The sequence below is a fragment of the Bacillus bruguierae genome (assembly GCF_037104725.1).
Lineage (GTDB): Bacteria > Bacillota > Bacilli > Bacillales > Bacillaceae_G > Bacillus_A > Bacillus_A bruguierae.
In genome coordinates this window covers 460,741-478,811 of record NZ_JBAWSX010000001.1, presented here as the reverse complement: position 1 = coordinate 478,811, position 18,071 = coordinate 460,741, and the positions used below count along the sequence as shown (strand labels likewise).

General features: G+C 37.8%; 16 protein-coding genes and 1 pseudogene. 3 read left to right on the top strand and 14 right to left on the bottom strand.

Translation table 11 applies throughout. The features are described from left to right. Positions 1 to 2: 2 nt before the first annotated feature. From WAZ07_RS02345 to WAZ07_RS02335, 3 genes are all read right to left on the bottom strand, one after another. Complete coding sequence (locus tag WAZ07_RS02345) at positions 3 to 269, bottom strand: IreB family regulatory phosphoprotein (protein ID WP_035434175.1); 267 nt, start codon at positions 267 to 269, stop codon at positions 3 to 5. A 73-nt stretch (positions 270 to 342) separates the two neighbouring features. Then, on the bottom strand, positions 343 to 2,985 hold the full coding sequence (alaS, locus tag WAZ07_RS02340; RefSeq protein ID WP_336471161.1) for an alanine--tRNA ligase: 2,643 nt from the start codon (positions 2,983 to 2,985) through the stop codon (positions 343 to 345). A 484-nt stretch (positions 2,986 to 3,469) separates the two neighbouring features. After that, the gene (locus tag WAZ07_RS02335; protein ID WP_336471414.1) at positions 3,470 to 4,546 is read right to left on the bottom strand and encodes an AI-2E family transporter; all 1,077 of its coding nucleotides are present in this window, start codon (positions 4,544 to 4,546) and stop codon (positions 3,470 to 3,472) included. Positions 4,547 to 4,743: 197 nt separating this feature from the next. On the opposite strand from WAZ07_RS02335, the gene WAZ07_RS02330 reads away from it, so the two are divergent. Then, on the top strand, positions 4,744 to 4,959 hold the full coding sequence (locus WAZ07_RS02330) for a hypothetical protein (protein WP_336471160.1): 216 nt from the start codon (positions 4,744 to 4,746) through the stop codon (positions 4,957 to 4,959). Positions 4,960 to 5,197: 238 nt separating this feature from the next. On the opposite strand, the gene WAZ07_RS02325 is transcribed toward WAZ07_RS02330, so the two are convergent. The 7 genes from WAZ07_RS02325 to cymR all read right to left on the bottom strand — a co-directional run bounded on the left by WAZ07_RS02325 (position 5,198) and on the right by cymR (position 11,492). After that, entirely contained in the window at positions 5,198 to 5,326 is a 129-nt protein-coding gene (locus WAZ07_RS02325; RefSeq protein WP_090916815.1) for a YrzQ family protein, read from the bottom strand. Between the two features lie 17 nt (positions 5,327 to 5,343). Then, positions 5,344 to 5,532 carry a hypothetical protein gene (locus WAZ07_RS02320; protein WP_020060848.1) on the bottom strand — a complete coding sequence of 63 codons (189 nt, stop codon included), beginning with the start codon at positions 5,530 to 5,532 and terminating at the stop codon, positions 5,344 to 5,346. Between the two features lie 108 nt (positions 5,533 to 5,640). Next, complete coding sequence (gene recD2 / locus WAZ07_RS02315; RefSeq protein ID WP_336471159.1) at positions 5,641 to 7,971, bottom strand: SF1B family DNA helicase RecD2; 2,331 nt, start codon at positions 7,969 to 7,971, stop codon at positions 5,641 to 5,643. Positions 7,972 to 7,990: 19 nt separating this feature from the next. Then, complete coding sequence (locus tag WAZ07_RS02310) at positions 7,991 to 8,647, bottom strand: tetratricopeptide repeat protein (RefSeq protein ID WP_090916820.1); 657 nt, start codon at positions 8,645 to 8,647, stop codon at positions 7,991 to 7,993. Between the two features lie 115 nt (positions 8,648 to 8,762). Then, a complete protein-coding gene (gene mnmA, locus WAZ07_RS02305; protein WP_336471413.1) occupies positions 8,763 to 9,878 on the bottom strand; it encodes a tRNA 2-thiouridine(34) synthase MnmA in 1,116 nt (371 codons plus the stop codon). Positions 9,879 to 9,882: 4 nt separating this feature from the next. After that, entirely contained in the window at positions 9,883 to 11,040 is a 1,158-nt protein-coding gene (locus tag WAZ07_RS02300; protein WP_336471158.1) for a cysteine desulfurase family protein, read from the bottom strand. A 35-nt stretch (positions 11,041 to 11,075) separates the two neighbouring features. Further along, a complete protein-coding gene (gene cymR, locus WAZ07_RS02295; protein WP_090916825.1) occupies positions 11,076 to 11,492 on the bottom strand; it encodes a cysteine metabolism transcriptional regulator CymR in 417 nt (138 codons plus the stop codon). A 503-nt stretch (positions 11,493 to 11,995) separates the two neighbouring features. Here cymR and WAZ07_RS02290 point away from each other — a divergent pair. Continuing rightward, the gene (locus tag WAZ07_RS02290; protein ID WP_336471157.1) at positions 11,996 to 13,279 is read left to right on the top strand and encodes a replication-associated recombination protein A; all 1,284 of its coding nucleotides are present in this window, start codon (positions 11,996 to 11,998) and stop codon (positions 13,277 to 13,279) included. Between the two features lie 793 nt (positions 13,280 to 14,072). Here the strand turns inward: WAZ07_RS02290 and WAZ07_RS02285 are convergent. After that, a complete protein-coding gene (locus WAZ07_RS02285) occupies positions 14,073 to 14,324 on the bottom strand; it encodes a hypothetical protein (protein WP_336471156.1) in 252 nt (83 codons plus the stop codon). 273 nt (positions 14,325 to 14,597) lie between these two features. On the opposite strand from WAZ07_RS02285, the gene WAZ07_RS02280 reads away from it, so the two are divergent. Then, positions 14,598 to 15,239 carry an RsfA family transcriptional regulator gene (locus WAZ07_RS02280; protein ID WP_090916832.1) on the top strand — a complete coding sequence of 214 codons (642 nt, stop codon included), beginning with the start codon at positions 14,598 to 14,600 and terminating at the stop codon, positions 15,237 to 15,239. A 31-nt stretch (positions 15,240 to 15,270) separates the two neighbouring features. Here the strand turns inward: WAZ07_RS02280 and WAZ07_RS02275 are convergent, their stop codons facing one another. The 3 genes and pseudogenes from WAZ07_RS02275 to WAZ07_RS02265 form a co-directional block, all read right to left on the bottom strand. Continuing rightward, on the bottom strand, positions 15,271 to 16,038 hold the full coding sequence (locus tag WAZ07_RS02275) for a tRNA threonylcarbamoyladenosine dehydratase (protein WP_336471155.1): 768 nt from the start codon (positions 16,036 to 16,038) through the stop codon (positions 15,271 to 15,273). Positions 16,039 to 16,197: 159 nt separating this feature from the next. After that, positions 16,198 to 17,361: an RNA-guided endonuclease InsQ/TnpB family protein gene (locus WAZ07_RS02270; RefSeq protein WP_336471154.1), complete on the bottom strand. Its 1,164-nt coding sequence runs from the start codon at positions 17,359 to 17,361 to the stop codon at positions 16,198 to 16,200. Then, positions 17,333 to 17,844: pseudogene (locus WAZ07_RS02265) on the bottom strand (IS607 family transposase); the annotation flags it as partial. The pseudogene WAZ07_RS02265 and the gene WAZ07_RS02270, both read right to left, overlap by 29 nt. Between the last annotated feature and the right edge of the window lie 227 nt (positions 17,845 to 18,071).

Here is an 18,071-nt window from a genome sequence, read left to right as displayed (position 1 = left end):
AACTACTCCTCACGATGATGTTTCAAGTAAGACTTTACGAGCTCCTCAATCAATTCATCACGTTCTAGCTTACGAATAATATTGCGAGCATCTTTATGACGAGGTATGTATGCCGGATCGCCGCTTAATAAATAACCGACGATTTGATTAATCGGATTGTATCCTTTTTCTTGAAGTGCATCATACACAGTTAATAGTACGTCATTGACATGGACATTTTGTTTTTCTTCTTGGAAGTTAAACTTCATCGTTTTATCGAATCCGTCCATTTTAAGCACCTCACTTTACTAGGTATAGGGAGAAAAATATTCCTTCTCCCTACTATTGTACACTACTATCTCTTTATTTTGAAACAGATTTAACGTACTCTTCTACAAATACAAGTGCATCCTCTACTTGTGCTGGGTTTTTACCGCCAGCTTGTGCCATATCAGGACGACCACCGCCGCCACCGCCGCAGCGAGATGCCACTTCTTTCACAAGTTTACCAGCATGGTATCCTTTTTCAATTAAATCTTTCGTTACACCAGCAAGAATGTTAACTTTATCATCATTTACAGCTGTAAGTACAATAACTGCGGATTGTAATTTATTCTTTAAATCATCCATCATCGTACGTAAGTTGTTCATATCTGCAACATTAACTTTTGTCGCAAGTACATTTACACCATCAATTGTACGCACTGCATCTGTTAAGTTACCAGCTTCAATGTTACTTAGTTTTGCCGCAAGAGATTCGTTTTCTTTTTGCAGTTGTTTTACTTCAGTAAATAAGCCATCCACTCTTGTTAAAATGTCTTTCGGATTTGTTTTCATTTTGTTTGCTGCTTCTTTTAATAAACTTACTTGTTCGTTCATTAATTCATATGCAGCTTTTCCTGTTACTGCTTCAATACGACGCGTTCCTGCTCCAATACCAGATTCAGCAACAATTTTGAAAATACCGATAGATGCTGTGTTATCTACGTGGCAACCGCCGCAAAGCTCTAAGCTATAATCGCCTACTTGTACAACACGTACAACATCTCCGTATTTTTCACCGAATAGGGCCATTGCACCCATCGCTTTTGCTTCTTCAATTGCTTTTTGAGAAATATCTACTGTGATACTTTCCCAAATTTTCTCGTTTACAATACGCTCAATTTTTTCAAGTTCATCAGCTTGTACTTGACCAAAATGAGAGAAGTCGAAACGTAAACGTTCTGATGTTACTAGAGATCCCGCTTGGTTTACATGTCCACCAAGAACATCTTTTAATGCTTGATGCAGAAGATGGGTTGCTGTATGGTTCTTCACTACCTCCCCACGGTTTTTCGTATCAATTACCGTTTTTACTGCCGCATCTTTCGTTAATGTTCCTTCTTCTACAACTACTTTGTGTAAGTTTTGGCCATTTGGCGCTTTTTGCACATCTTTTACAAGTACTTTTACGCCATCAGCAAGAATGTAACCACGGTCCGCAATTTGACCACCGCTCTCAGCATAGAATGGTGTTACATCTAACATTAATTGTCCTTCTTCACCAACTTGCAGGCTATCTGTGAACTCACCATTCTTCACAAGTGCAACAACGTTACTTTCTGTTCCAACAGTATTGTAGCCAACAAATTCGCTCGCCACTTTAATTTCACCTAGAACGCCGCCTTGTACTTGCATAGAATCAACATCTTGACGAGCTGCACGTGCACGCTCACGTTGTTTTTCCATCTCAGCTTCAAAACCTTCATGATCAACTGTCATGCCAGCTTCTTCTGCATATTCTTCTGTTAACTCAATTGGGAATCCGTATGTGTCATATAGACGGAATGCATCTTCGCCAGAAATAACAGTTGATTTTTCTTCTTTTGCTTTTCCAATCACTTCAGCTAAAATTGCCTCGCCGTCATGAAGTGTTTCATGGAAACGCTCCTCTTCATTTTTCACAACGCGTGCAATGAAATCTTTCTTTTCCAGGACCTCTGGATAGAAGTCTTTCATTACTTCACCAACTACTGGTACTAATTCGTACATAAATGGACGGTTAACGTTTAATTTCTTCGCATAACGTACAGCGCGGCGTAATAAACGACGTAATACATAACCTCGACCTTCGTTAGAAGGAAGCGCTCCGTCTCCAACTGCAAATGTTACTGTACGAATATGGTCAGCGATTACTTTAAATGCTGTATCTTGTTCATGGTTACCAGCACGGTATTTTTCACCAGAAATAACTTCTGTTGCACCGATAATTGGCATAAATAAGTCTGTGTCAAAGTTCGTTGGCACGTTTTGTACAACAGATGCCATACGCTCAAGACCCATCCCTGTATCAATGTTTTTCTTTGGAAGCGGCGTATATGTACCGTCAGGGTTATGGTTAAATTGTGAGAATACAAGGTTCCATACTTCTAAATAACGCTCATTTTCTCCGCCTGGATATAATTCTGAATCGCTAAAATCATTACCGTAAGCTTCTCCGCGATCGTAGAAAATTTCTGTGTTCGGTCCACTTGGGCCTTCACCGATATCCCAAAAGTTTTCTTCTAAGCGAATAATGCGCTCTTTTGGTACACCCATTTTTTCATGCCAAATCGTAAATGCTTCTTCATCTTCTGGATGAATGGTAACAGATAGTAATTCTTTATCGAATCCAATCCATTTGTCGCTCGTTAAAAACTCCCAAGCCCATGTAATTGCTTCTTCTTTGAAGTAATCACCAATTGAGAAGTTTCCTAACATTTCAAAGAATGTATGGTGACGAGCTGTTTTTCCTACGTTTTCAATATCGTTTGTACGAATTGATTTTTGCGCATTTGTAATGCGTGGGTTTTGCGGAATTACGCGGCCATCAAAATATTTTTTCAGCGTTGCAACACCACTGTTAATCCATAAAAGAGATGGATCTTCGTGCGGAACTAATGATGCACTCGGTTCTACTGCATGTCCTTTTTCCTGGAAAAAATCTAAAAACATTTGACGAATTTGTGCGCCTGTTAAGTGTTTCATATGTATTTCCTCCTTCATTAAAATCAATTAAAGTGAAACTTTGATAAGTGGGGGGCTTCTTCCTCCACTTATCATTAGCCCCCACCTATCTCCCTCGCATTTTCTTAATCTTGAGGTGGGGGATTTACTGCTCGTTAATGCGGGATAAAAAACAAAAAACTCCCGTCCCCTATAACAGGGACGAGAGTTGACTCGCGTTACCACCCTGATTATGAAATAAAAAGCGGAAGTGTCTCATTTTTAGACACGACAGCTAAATTGCATATCATAACAATATGCATATATTTCATCACCTCAAGTTGCCGTAACGTGGCAAGACGGCAGGAATTAGCTGCTCTCAGGAATAGCGTTCTGTTACCCTTCATTTGAAGCTTCTTACAGCCTAAGGAAGCCTCTCTCTGCAAAATGGACTGTAACATACTCGTTCCGTCATCAATTTAACATATACTATATGCCCAAATTGTAGCGAATCCATTTCCATTTGTCAATGTTTCCAAAATGGCTTAGTATGCACAATGATCGTACGAAGAATTGCTAGAAGGGGAACGGATAATAAAAGCCCGACAATGCCGCCAACTTCTCCCCCAATAAGTAGCGCAAGCATAATAACAACTGGGTGCATTCGCAGCGATCTTCCCACAATATACGGAGATAGTATATTACTCTCAACAAATTGTAAAATCGCAAGCGCAATGCCAGCTTTAATGACTAAATTCGTCGATACTGTTGCAGCAATCATTAATGTTGGAATCGCCCCTAAAATAGGGCCGAAATACGGGATAATATCAGTAACTCCAACAATAATTCCTAAAAGCAGTGGATATTTCATCCCGATAAACCAAAAGGCTAGTGCAGAAACCCCTCCCAAAATTAAACAAACAAATAATTGGCCGCGAATATAATTCCCAAGAGACTTATCAATTTCTTTTGCTAACTGTTGCCCATCCTTACGCCATTTTGTTGGTATAATCTTCCAAAAAATACAATAAAACTCTGCGTAGTCTTTCAATATATAAAATACGATAAATGGAATTAAAAAAATAATAAGAAGCGAATCAAGTATTCCTCTTGCTGTACTCATTACTTTATTTAAAAGCGCTTGTATCTTCCCTTCAATCCCTGTAAATATTTGCTTCACTTTCTCATTCACGAACTCAGGAAAATTTTCAGTTTGCTCTGTTACTCCATCCGTCCACGTTTCATACATATTTACAATTTGCGGGAATTGTTCGTTCATTTCTTGGAGCTGTGCAATAACGGCTGGTGTTCCTTTATACACACCGTACCCAAGGCCCCCAAAGAAAAGAATATAAATGAGTAAAATGGCAATTGTACGCGGCATACCTTTTTCATGCAATTTTTCAATAAGCGGGTGCAGCAAATAAGCAATAAAGCAAGCGATGAGAAATGGTGTAATAGCAACCTTAAACACAAATAAAATCGGTGCCCAAAGCGGCTTAATTTTCAAAAAGACAAGTAAACATAAAAAAATCAGCAATAATAATCCTAACCGATAGATCCAAATAATTTTAAGATTCTTCAACAGAAAAACCTCCTCTATTTCTTAGTTTGAAAAGAAATGGAGAAGGTTATGTGTAAAAATTAAAAAACCTTGCCGCGTTGCAATATTTTTGTAGGTATTCTTATTGTTTTGTAGAAGAATACATATACTTAAAATAACAAGCACCATTTCATGCGCTATTACGCATGGATGGGCAGTAATATCCCAATTCGTTCCACAAAGTTAGGGGGAATACGATGGTTTGGTTGATGCTAGGTCTTTCCGCACTTTGTATGCTATTAGAATGGGTATGTATTTGTCTTGGCATTTGGAAGGGATTTTTCATTCCCTCTTCAAATCAAGAACGTGCCAGGCATCTCTGGCATTATGGCATTTTAGGACTTGGCTGCTACGGACTTTCCCATCTCTTCTCCCAAATCGGACTGTTTTATCTCCATACAAGTACATATTGAACTACCCCCACCTACAGTTTCGCGCTTGAGATGGGGGTCTTCTCGCTAGATATGATAAAGTGAAACTTTAATCAGTGGGGGTTTTCTTTCCATTGATTATCAGCCCTCACCAATCGGGCTTTTACGGGAAGTAACTTCTTTGCTTTCGCTGAATTTTGAGGCGGGAGTATTACTGCCCGCAAATAGCGAAAAAAAAGCTCCCTAAAATTAGGAAGCTTTTTCGCATGTATAATGTGAATTATAAATAGGACCGAAGCATTTTACGTGCTCTTTTCATATTTCGTCTTGAAAATACATCTTGCTTACGTGCATATTGATATGCTGCTGCTCCTATACCTAATGCAATTAATGATGAACGCAATTTCAAAGTTAACACTCTCCTTATTAGCCGATTGTTCGTTCATTCTCATCAAACAAATCATCTAAAGAACTTAATGAACCATCTTCTTCGACTTGATGTGTATGAATTTTCCCCTTTGAAATCGATAATTCAATAAAACAGTTCCAGCAATAATATTGATTCACACCGATTTTTCCAATATCTTTCCCTTTACAGTTTGGACAACTAAACATATGGCGTTCATCTCCTTACAATCTCCCGTATTCTATTACGCCATTATGTCCAAACTGTATATGTTTATACACGAGAAGAACTGCATTACACTATATAATTTCACCTCATCACATAAAATCATACGGTGAAATGTTTTCCACATCGAGACCTTCCGCAGTTATAACCTCCGTTACTTCTGTCTTTCCTTGCAGGCGGTTGCATAATGTAGTTTGACGAAGCGCGTCATCAAGGCGACTTACGCCAGATTGAAACGCCGATTCTTCGCCGCAAATAATTAAAAACTTTTTACTGCGTGTAATCCCTGTATAAATTAAATTACGGCGCAGCATACGATAATAACTTTTCACAACAGGCATGATTACAATTGGAAATTCGCTTCCTTGTGATTTATGGATCGAACAGCAATATGCGTGTGTAATTTGATTTAAATCTGCTTTTGTATAGGTCACTTCGATACCGTCAAAAGAAACAACAACCATATCTTGTTGTTCCACGTTTTCTTTCGCATAAAACACCGACACAATCTCACCAATATCACCGTTAAACACTTGACTTTCCGGTTGATTGACAAGTTGAAGCACTTTATCTCCATTCCTATACACAACTTCGCCATATGCGATTTCTTTTCTTTTTTCTTTTCTCGGATTAAATACTTCTTGCAGCGCTTCATTTAACGTATTAATACCCGCTGGTCCCTTGTACATCGGAGCTAACACTTGTACATCTCGCGCACTAAATCCTTTTGTTTTTGCGTTTTCACACACTTGCTTCACAACATCCACAATTTGAGTTCCTGTACATGTAATAAACGAACGATCTTTCTTGTTTTGGGTTACATCAGAAGGTAGTACACCTTTTTTAATCGCATGAGCAAGCTGAATGACAGATGAATCTTCTGCTTGTCTATAGATTTCCGTAAGCTTTACCGTCGGAATAACGCCCGCTTCTAATAAATCTTTCAACACTTGTCCAGGACCAACAGATGGCAATTGATCTTCATCTCCAACAATGATGACCTGAATCGTAGATGGCAATGATTTGAACAATTGATTCGCAAGCCAAATATCAACCATGGAAAACTCATCAATAATAAGCAGTTTCCCTTTAACAGGATCGTGCTCATTACGTTGAAACGATCCTTCCGGTGTCCATCCAAGCAAACGATGGATCGTACAAGCAGGCAATCCTGTTGATTCACTCATACGCTTTGCCGCTCTTCCTGTCGGTGCTGTTAATAGAATAGGGAACGGATTGTCATCACTATAATCCTTCGGGTCTAATGATAAACCGTGAAGAGAAGCATACATTTCAACAATCCCTTTAATAACAGTCGTCTTTCCTGTACCAGGTCCACCTGTTAAAATCATCATTGGCTTATAAAGAGCTGTTTGAATACCTTCTTGCTGAAGCGGTGCGTATTGCACGCCAAGTTGTTCTTCAATTTTTCCGAGTGTTAACAACAGCTCTGATTCAGGAAAGGAAGGAAGTTCTTCTTGGCCAAGTAAACGATTAATGGAGGCTACAACACCTTTTTCAGAATAGTACAAGGAGGCTAAATATACACGCTCATCTTCTATAATAATTTTACCTTCTCCTTGCATCATTTCCGCACATTGCAAAACATCTTCTTCTGTAACAGCCATTTCCTGGTTATTTAATAACTCCATTGTTTGCTGCACTAACTGCTCTCTTTTCATATATACATGACCTTCTTGCAGCGACACGTGCTCTAATGTATAAAAGCATCCTGCTCGTACACGATCAGCATGATTACCAGAGATACCAAGCGCTCGTCCAATATCATCAGCCCGGCCAAAACCAATACCATCTACCTCTTCAATAAGCTGATACGGATTATTGCGAATGACTTCCAGTGTCATTTCTTTATACTGTTGATAAATTTTAATAGAAAGCTTCGTTCCAAACCCATAACCATTTAGAAAGCTCATCACTTTTTCAAGACCTTGATGTTCAATAATCGTCTCGTATATTTCTTGTGCTTTTTGCTTATTTACAATCCCGTCCAAAGCTGCGGGATCATCCATAATTTTTGAAATCGCATGTTCACCAAGATGATCAACAATCTTTTCTGCTGTTCGTTTCCCGATTCCTTTAAATAAATCACTCGCTAAATATTGCACCATTCCTGCTTTTGTTTGTGGCAATTCCTTTTTAAACGTTTCAATATGATATTGTTTCCCGTACTTTTGATGATCTTTAAAATGACCCGTTAGTGTAAACACTTCATCTTCATGCATTCGGGGAAAGTGACCTGTTATCATGACCTTTTTTTCGTCATATGTTTCATTCGTTTCAATAATTTTCATACTGACAACGGAATAGAGGTTTTCTTCGTTGTGGAAAATGGTATGAAGAACTTGCGCTTTTATAAACTTTTGCTCTTCCTCAAACAAATCCATTGCATGTTGATTTCCCATTTTGCCCCCTCCTTCCATTTTATGCGTCTTGCTCTAGTAAACGAATGCCATTACCTGCTAAAAAGTGATCTGGCTGAATCGCTACAGCTTTCTTAAACATCGCAAGCGCCTTCTCACGATTTTCTTCAAACGCATACACAACACCTAAATTATAATATGCATCTGCATGTTCTTCATCAAGCGCTACAACTTGTTCAAAATAAGGTTTTGCTTCTTTTACATGCTCTAGACGCGCAAAGCATAATCCGCATTGGAAAATGGCTTCAACGTCATTTCCATCTAACTCAGCTGCACGTTGGAAAAACGGCAGTGCTAAACGGTCGTTTCCAAGCTGCACATATGTAATGCCAAGCATAAACGATACATCTCCTGTCTGTAGTCCCGCTTGCATCGCCTTCTCAAACGCTTCTTTCGCCTCTGCAAAAAGTTCTTGCTGATAATATATATTTCCTAGTCCATAGTATGCTGTAGCAGATTTCTCATCTAATTCAATCGCACGTTTATAAAAAGCAATGGCACGCTCACTGTCTCCTAATGCATCTAATAAATTTGCAAAGTTAATATAACCAAGTGCATCTTTTGGATTTTCCTCAATCGCCTCAGTAAAATTCTTTGCTGCTTCTTCCCAGTTTCCTTCTTGCATATATTGAATGCCTGTTTCAAGCTTGTTTGACATTTATCCTTCACCTCTACAACAAATTATAACAAAGAATCCATTTTCCGAGCGAACAAAAATTCGCGTTTATCTAAAAAGAAACCTCTGACCGATACAAGGCAGAGGTTCTTCTTTCTTATCCTAAATAATCAAGTTTCTTACCATTACGATATACGTCATCAATTGTCGCACCGCCTAAGCACTCATCTCCATCATAAAAAACAACTGCTTGTCCTGGCGTAATCGCACGAATTGGTTCATCACAAAGAATGCGAATTGTATTCTCATCCACGATTTGAACCGTTACACCGTTATCCGCTTGACGATAGCGGAATTTCGCTGTGCATGCAAATTCTTTTTCTTTCGGCTTATCGCTTACCCAACTTACATTTGTAGCAAATACTTCGTCACCATATAACAGTTCATTATGGAATCCTTGCTCTACATATAAAATGTTTTCTTTCAAGTTCTTCCCAACAGCAAACCATGGATCACCATTGCCGCCAATACCAAGGCCATGACGTTGTCCAATTGTATAATACATTAACCCGTCATGTTTCCCTTTCACTTCACCAGATAATGTTTGCATCTTACCTGGCTGTGCCGGCAAGTAATTGCTTAAAAAGTCTTTAAAGTTACGCTCGCCGATAAAGCAAATACCTGTGCTATCTTTTTTCGCTGCTGTTGCTAAACCAGCTTCCTTCGCCATTTCACGAATTTGCGGCTTCTTTAGCTCACCAAGCGGGAACATTGTTTTTGATAATTGGTCTTGACCAAGTTGATTTAAGAAATATGTTTGGTCCTTATTATCATCAACGCCGCGCAGCATTTTATATTCACCATCTATATACGCTACACGTGCATAGTGTCCTGTCGCTACATAATCTGCGCCAAGCGCCATTGCATGTTCTAAAAATGCTTTAAATTTAATTTCTTTATTGCACATTACATCTGGGTTCGGTGTACGACCAGCGCGGTACTCATCTAAAAAGTACGTAAATACTTTTTCCCAATATTGCTTTTCAAAATTGACTGCATAATACGGGATTCCAATTTGGTTACATACTTCAATGACATCGTTATAGTCTTCTGTTGCTGTACATACGCCGTTTTCGTCCGTATCATCCCAGTTTTTCATAAAGATTCCGATTACATCATAGCCTTGTTTCTTTAATAACATTGCTGCTACAGATGAATCGACGCCACCGGACATCCCGATGACAACGCGTGTTTCGTGAGGTAGTTTGTTCATCATGTCACCCCCTATATTCATTTTGTGTTAATCGCTTCACGATCTTCACTGTTTCGTACGCTGCTTTTTCGACTTGTTCTTTCGTATTTCCAAAACCGAAGCTAAAACGTACGGATGAACGTATTTTATCGGATTCTTTTCCGAACATCGCTACAAGCACATGTGACGGATCAATAGAGCCGGCTGTACAAGCAGATCCACTTGAAACTGCAATTCCTGCTAAATCTAAATTCATTAAAAATGACTCAATATGCATTCCTGCAAAACTTACATTTAACACATGTGGCAGGTTATGTTCGAAGCTTCCGTTTACCTCGAAAGTAATGTTTTCGTCTTTAAAGACAGATATTATTATATCTTTAAATCCCTTGTACTGGGCAATTTTTTGCTCACGAGTTTGTTCTGCTAATAAAATAGCTTGCCAAAGCCCAACAATTCCCGGCACATTCTCTGTACCAGCGCGGCGTTTCCGCTCTTGCTCTCCGCCTGTTAATAGCGGTTCAAACTTTACATGCTGCCCTGCATATAAAAAGCCCACACCCTTTGGACCATTAATTTTATGTCCCGAAATTGACAATAGATCAATGCCAAGCTCTTTCACATCAATTGCTGTTAAACCGTATGCTTGTACTGCGTCTGTATGAAAGTAAGCGCTGTGTTCTTTTAATAGAGCACCAATTTTCGCTACCGGTTGCACTGTACCAACTTCATTATTTCCAAACATAATAGAGACAAGAATCGTTTGCTCTGTTAATGCCGCTTGCAAATCTGAAATGCGAATACGCCCTGTTTCATCAACAGGTAAATACGTCACTTCAAACCCTTCCCGTTCTAGCACATTACACGTATGCAAAATCGCATGATGCTCAATTGCTGTCGTAATAATATGATTTCCTTTTTTACGATTCGCACGAGCTACGCCTAAAAGTGCTAAATTATCAGCCTCTGTACCGCCGCTTGTAAAAATAATTTCATTTGGATTTGCATGAATGCTGCGCGCACACGCACGTCTTGCTTCATCCACTGCATGACGGCCTTGGCGCCCAAAGAAATGGATGCTTGACGGGTTACCAAATGCTTCTGTCATATATGGAATCATCTTTTCGACTACTTCTGGGTGAGCCGGAGATGTCGCAGCATGATCTAAGTAAATGCGTTCCATAATATCTCCTTCTTTCCAAATCGTTACACACGGAATTAGATATAAAACATATAACCGCCGTTGTTTTCTTCTTCATAGCGTACTAAATCTTCTAACGTTGTACTATCAAGAACTTCTTGCACCGCATCACGAACACGTATCCAAAGTTGACGTTGTGCTGGTTCTTCTTCATCCAACATTTCTACTACGTTAATCGGACCTTCTAATACGCGGATTACATCACCTGCCGTAATGTTAATCGGTTGGTCTGATAATACATAACCACCATATGCACCGCGTGTACTTTTTACAAGGCGAGCATTACGAAGCGGAGAAATTAATTGCTCTAAATAATGCTCAGATAAATCGTGCGCCTGCGCAATCGATTTTAATGAAATAGGGCCTTCTCCAAACTTTTTCGCAAGATCGATCATAATTGTTAAACCGTAACGGCCTTTTGTTGAGATTTTCATATATGTAGCACCTCTTTTCAAGTCTTTCGCTTCTACTTGGTTCGTTATTCTTTTATTTAATAGGAAAAACACTCTCTGAAATCAAAATCCTTTGAAATTATAGCATAATATAGTATGATAAGGAATTTCAACTTTTCTAACAGAAATGATAACATATAAATATACCAAATAACTCGGAATTTATATAAATACAAATTGAAAACCGGCAGAAAAGCATTTTTTTAAATGGCCAGGGAGGGACTGGCTATGTATAGGAGCGGTCAGGGCCTTTTCCTGCCACATGCAAAGTTTGAAAACAAAGAAAGACAGCAAGGTGCAGGCCCATTTTTATCTTCATGGCAGTAATCTATATGCCGAAAAATGAAAATAACTTTCTATAGGTAATAAGGGACATATTTTCACTGGAATAATGCCCCTTATCAAACTTCTAAATTAAATATATGGCTGAGTAGTTACAATGAATTTATATATAACAGGAACAGTCACTTAAGGAGAGAGAACATATGAAACAACCACTCGCACATCGAATGCGTCCGACCAATATTACAGAAGTGATCGGACAGGAACATTTAGTGGGCGAAGGCAAAATTTTATGGCGGATGGTACAAGCAAAGCATCTACAATCAATGATTTTATACGGACCTCCCGGAACAGGAAAAACATCAATTGCAAGCGCCATTGCCGGCAGCATCGGTATGCCTTTTCGTCTATTAAATGCCGTTACTCATAATAAAAAAGATATGGAAGTTGTTGTCCAAGAGGCAAAAATGCATCGTCATCTCATCTTAATTTTAGATGAGGTGCATCGGTTAGATAAAGGAAAACAAGATTTCCTGCTTCCTCACCTAGAAAGCGGGCTCATTACATTAATTGGGGCAACGACAAGCAATCCATTTCACGCGATTAATTCCGCTATTCGGAGCCGTTGTCAAATTTTTGAACTACACGCTTTAACAGAAGAAAACCTTTTACAAGGATTAAAACGCGCTTTAACAGATAAGGAAAAGGGGCTAGGAGAATATAACATAATCGTAACCGATGAAGCTCTACGTCACTTTGCAAACGCAAATGGCGGTGATATGCGCTCTGCTTATAATGCACTTGAGCTTGCTGTCTTATCTAGCTTTTCAACAAATGAAGAAACAGTAGAAATCTCACTTGAAATCGCTGAAGAATGTTTACAAAAGAAAAGCTTTGTACACGACAAAGGCGGCGACGCTCATTACGATGTATTATCGGCTTTCCAAAAATCAGTGCGCGGAAGTGATGTGAATGCCGCTCTTCATTATTTAGCTCGCCTTATTGAAGCTGGTGACATGCAAAGCATTGGCAGACGATTACTGATTATGGCATACGAAGATGTTGGACTTGCAAACCCTCAGGCTGGGCCTCGTACACTTGCAGCCATCGAATCCGCAGAACGCGTTGGCTTTCCAGAAGCTCGCATTCCACTAGCAAATGCGGTCATTGAACTATGCTTATCACCGAAATCAAATTCAGCATATAAAGCGCTCGATGCAGCACTTCACGACTTACGAAATGGACAAACAGGTGATGTTCCAGCTCATTTAAAAGATAGTCACTATAAAGGGGCCGAATCGCTCGGCAGAGGAATTGGCTACCTCTATCCGCACGATTATCCAAATGGATGGGTTCAGCAACAATACTTACCAGATAAAATAAAAAACAAGCAATACTATAAACCAAAAACGACTGGTAAATTCGAGCAAGCACTTGCTACTGTATACGAACGACTGCAAAATTCGCATCAAAGTAAATCAAAATGATAATGTTACTATTCAAATAAGAGATTAGGAAACCTTAACGAAAAAGGTTTCCTAATCTTTATGGATGTATAAGCCATTCATAAATGTTTCAAAATCTACTATAGCTGTATTGATTATTAATCTTATATTTTTTTACTTTTATTAGGCAATAATATAAAGAGGGTATCTTCAAAACCATAACCTTGCCGGGCCCCAATATTCCTCTGGTATATTAGACTGTCCAAAAATACCCCTTTAAAAATCCAACTATTCTTTACGCTCCCTAGATATCAAATATAAAAATAAAACAAACAAAAATAACCCTATGCTTATACAATTTCTCCAAACATCATTTTCTAAAAAATAATTAAATAGAGTAAGTAACAATAAACAAATCGCTCCAATTAAAGGTAATCTATTTCGTATCATTTTTAGCATATATACCCCTCTCTCCTATTAAATACAAATAAAGAAAGATATTATGTTCAAAAAATCCCCAATTATTGCTTATCCATATAAAACGAAAGCAAAACTTAATATGATTATTCCTATACAGACTACAATTCCACCCGTGTTTAAAATAATACTAATGGCAACCATCACCAATGACTTCACGACAAATTTACTTCCCTTTTCTCTCCACCCTTTGAAAATTGATATTATTAAATATACTAAAGGGATGCATCCAGCCAAAATTAAAAATACTCCTATTACCTTCCCTATCTTTCCTCCTGCTGCTTCCGTTAAAAAATTAAAATTTTTTATTCTATATCATATACAAGCGATCTATTTTCAGCTTCATTTTTTAATTATTTTAAATCGGTATGTCCAATACAATGAGTAAAATTAATATGATTCCTCCTAAGAGTGCTGGAATACCAATCATTAGAGAGAAAAATAATCCAGAAAGAGGTTTCATTATGCACATATCAATAATAAAACCGAACCCTAACTTCCATTTATCTGCTACTGATTTTTCTTGTTTAACTTCCTGTATAGCTCTAGATATGGGAATAGCGGTAAAAAGAACTCCGACTATAAGTAGTCCTAATATTAGTGCGTACATGTACTTCACTCCAAACTATAGTAAGTTTCAATAAACTACTAGCCTCTTTTTCCTACTATATTCGATCTCCATTTAAAAGCTTACATTTTCAATTCTCCACATAATAGCAATTTTACCTGTTCTTCTAACTATAAGTTATGAAACCATTTCTTTCCACTTCAAATTACCAAAAAAAAAGCAACAGAATTTATCATGAAAAACGATAGCATTCGTATAAAAATGAAGCAAAAGGGTAACATAAGCAAAAACGACATGAAATATGGAGGTTTCATAATGAAAATGCGCCAGGATGCATGGACTGGAGAAGAAGATTTACTTCTCGCAGAAACCGTTTTACGTCACATTCGCGAAGGCAGCACACAATTAAAAGCGTTTGATGAAGTTGGCGATCAATTAAATAGAACATCTGCTGCTTGCGGCTTTCGTTGGAATGCAGAAGTTCGGCAAAGTTATGAAGAAGCTGTGCAAATTGCGAGAAAACAACGAAAAGAACTAAAGAGGGAACAAGCAGTGAAACCGAAAACGCAAGTATCACGAGTGGAACCGAAAAAAAAGGTCGTAATTGAGGCTGAGTTTTCGGAAGATGTTATCGCAACTGAGCCGTCACTTACGATGCAAGATATTATTTCATTTTTACAAAATATAGAACAAAACAATCCACATATAGAAAAATTACAAACTGAAAATGAAACATTACATAGTCAGCTTGAAACACTGCAAAAAATAAATCATCAATTAGAGAAAAAGCTTGAAGCACTGCAGAAACAACAGCAATCTGTACAAGAAGATTATGAAACACTCGTTAGAATTATGGACCGTGCCCGCAAGCTCGTCCTACTAGATGAGCCGAAGGAACAGATGGCACCGATTTTTAAAATGGATCAGAACGGAAATTTAGATATTGTTTCACAATGAAGAAGAGAGATGCATGAGCACCTCTCTTCTTTTAGTCTTGTCCGACACGTTTTACTTCGATAGCCTTCAAACGTTCACGCACAACATGACTTGCCATAATTAAGCCTGCTACAGACGGAACGAATGCGTTAGAGGACGGTGGTAATTTCGCTTTGCGAATTTTTGCATTTTCATCTGGAACGATTTCTTTACGAATATCTTCACGAATCACAATTGGATTTTCATCAGAGAATACAACTTTCACGCCTTTTTTAATACCTTCTTTACGAAGTTTCGTACGAATAACTTTCGCAATTGGATCTGTATGTGTTTTAGAAATATCCGCAATCCGGAAACGAGTTGGGTCCATTTTATTTGCTGCACCCATACTTGAAATGATTTTAATTTTACGTCGCAAGCACTGTTTAATTAAATGAATTTTGAACGTAATTGTATCAGATGCATCCACTACGAAATCTAAACCATGTTTAAAGAACTCTTCGTATGTTTCATCTGTATAAAACATTTCTAATGCAATAACTTCGCAGTCCGGATTAATATCAGCAATACGCTCTTTCATTAGTTCTACTTTTGAACGACCTACAGTAGAAAGTAACGCATGGATTTGACGGTTAACATTTGTAATATCTACAACGTCTTTATCAACTAATACAAGACGACCTACGCCAGAACGCGCTAACGCTTCTGCTGCAAACGAACCAACGCCGCCAATTCCTAAAATACCAACTGTACTATTCTTTAATATTTCAATACCTTCTTTTCCGAAGGCTAATTCATTACGTGAAAATTGATGTAACATGCGGTCTACACTGCTACTAAAAACATATACAAATGTATACTCTTAGAGTTTTCCTGCTTCTACGAACCCCATTTCGCCACTATCTTGCTACTTTGGTTTATATGGCTCTCCACAGGCGTTAATTCCGATGTAGCCCACCGTACATATATACCCACTAGTTTAAGTTAGTATGGTATATTCTTTTGCTTGTAAAAGGTTGATGGATGCGTTTAAATCTCTATCTATTTCATTTCCACACTCGCATGTATATACTCTGTCAGACAGTTTTAAATCCACTTTCTTATGGCCACAACATGAGCATAACTTAGAAGAAGGATAGAATCTGCCTACTTGGCGTAATTCAATGCCATATTCTTTACACTTTGCTAATAACCATGTTTGAAACGTATAAAAACATTGCTGTGCGACCGCTTTAGATAGATGCTTATTCTTCATCATCCCTTTTATATTCAAGTCCTCTATTGTGATATACGTTGGTTTGGTTTTCACTAACTTATTCACAACAGACTTTACATACTCTAGTCTAATATTTACTAAACGAACATGTAGTTTTTGTACGCTAAGAATATTTTTGTATATATTTGCTCTTTTGTTAGTAGCAGATTTTTCACCTCTCTTTTTTAGATTTTCATACTTTCGTGATAAAGAGCGCTGCTCACGTTTTAGTTTTCTTTCTAGCTTTCTTACTCTTCCTGTTTTGTTGATGTTTTCGTGAACTTCCCCAGTACTACAAATAGCAAAATCTTTAATCCCTAAATCAATCCCTAATCCTGTTTCTTCTAACTTTGGTTTTACTTGCGTTCCCTCTACTTCACAAAGTATGGATACATAATATCTCCCTGCCTTTTTAGAAACTGTCCCGCTTGTCACAATGGCGTTTTTAAGGATATAACCGTACTCTTTCAACCTTACAAAGCCAAGCGTAGGTATTTTTACTCGATGTCTTTCAACCGTCCAGTCTGTTTTGTTATTTTTAGGAAAGTAACATTTTACATCTTGCTTTTTCTTTTTCTTAAACTTAGGGAATCCACTAAGTCCTTTGAAAAAGTTTTTAAACGCTTTTTCTCCATTCATAATAGCTTGCTTGGTGGCTTTAGAAGACACATTTTTTATCCATGCTTTATCCTCATTATTAGGTATATATTCGTTGTTTAACCATTTGGAAAAATCCATACCACTTACAAATCTACCTTCTTTTTCATAAACCTCTTTATTGTGAGAAATGTAGAAGTTGTAGATAAACCTACTCACTCCAATTGTTTGATGTATCTTGGATTTTTGTTCTTGCGTAGGGTTAATTTCTATCTTGTAGGATTTTTTCAACTTCCTCATCCTTTATGATTTTTTTCTTGTACTTTCTTAACCCGTATATATGACAGCTAAAAATGTGTAGGATAGAAACTATGTCTTGGACTAATTCTTCTTGAAGAGAAAGACTTTCGTTGTTGACAACTATAATCTCTACGTTGAATATAGCTAATAACCTCTCAAACCAACCGTATCCAAAGCGAATAAATCTATCTTTATGAGTAATGAGAATTGTGTCTACTTCGTTCACCATACAACTATCAATTCATTTGTTCCATTTTTTACGATTATAGTTTAATCCACTTCCATAGTCCTCAATTATTTCATCAACTATTATTCCTTTTGCATTAGCATATTGTCTAAGAAAGTCAACTTGATTTTTTAAATCATCTTTTTGATTAGAAGTTGAAAATCTTGTGTAGATGATCTTCTATCGTTATGTTTCTTGCGAATCCCTTTATACGAAAGATATTGTTCATAAGTATAATACCTTCTATTTACAAAATGGTCTACCATGTATTCTAGCGCTTTTCTGACTATTTGTATAGAAAAAGTATAATTACTCAGCCATACATTTCATTTTTCAACATATAGATTGCTGCCATGACAATACAAATGGCAATGCGCCTTGCTACCTCTCTTTGTTTTAAAACGTTGCCCGTGGCAGAAATAGGCCCTGACCGCTACCATACATGGCCAGTCCCTCTCGACCATTTAAAAAAGAT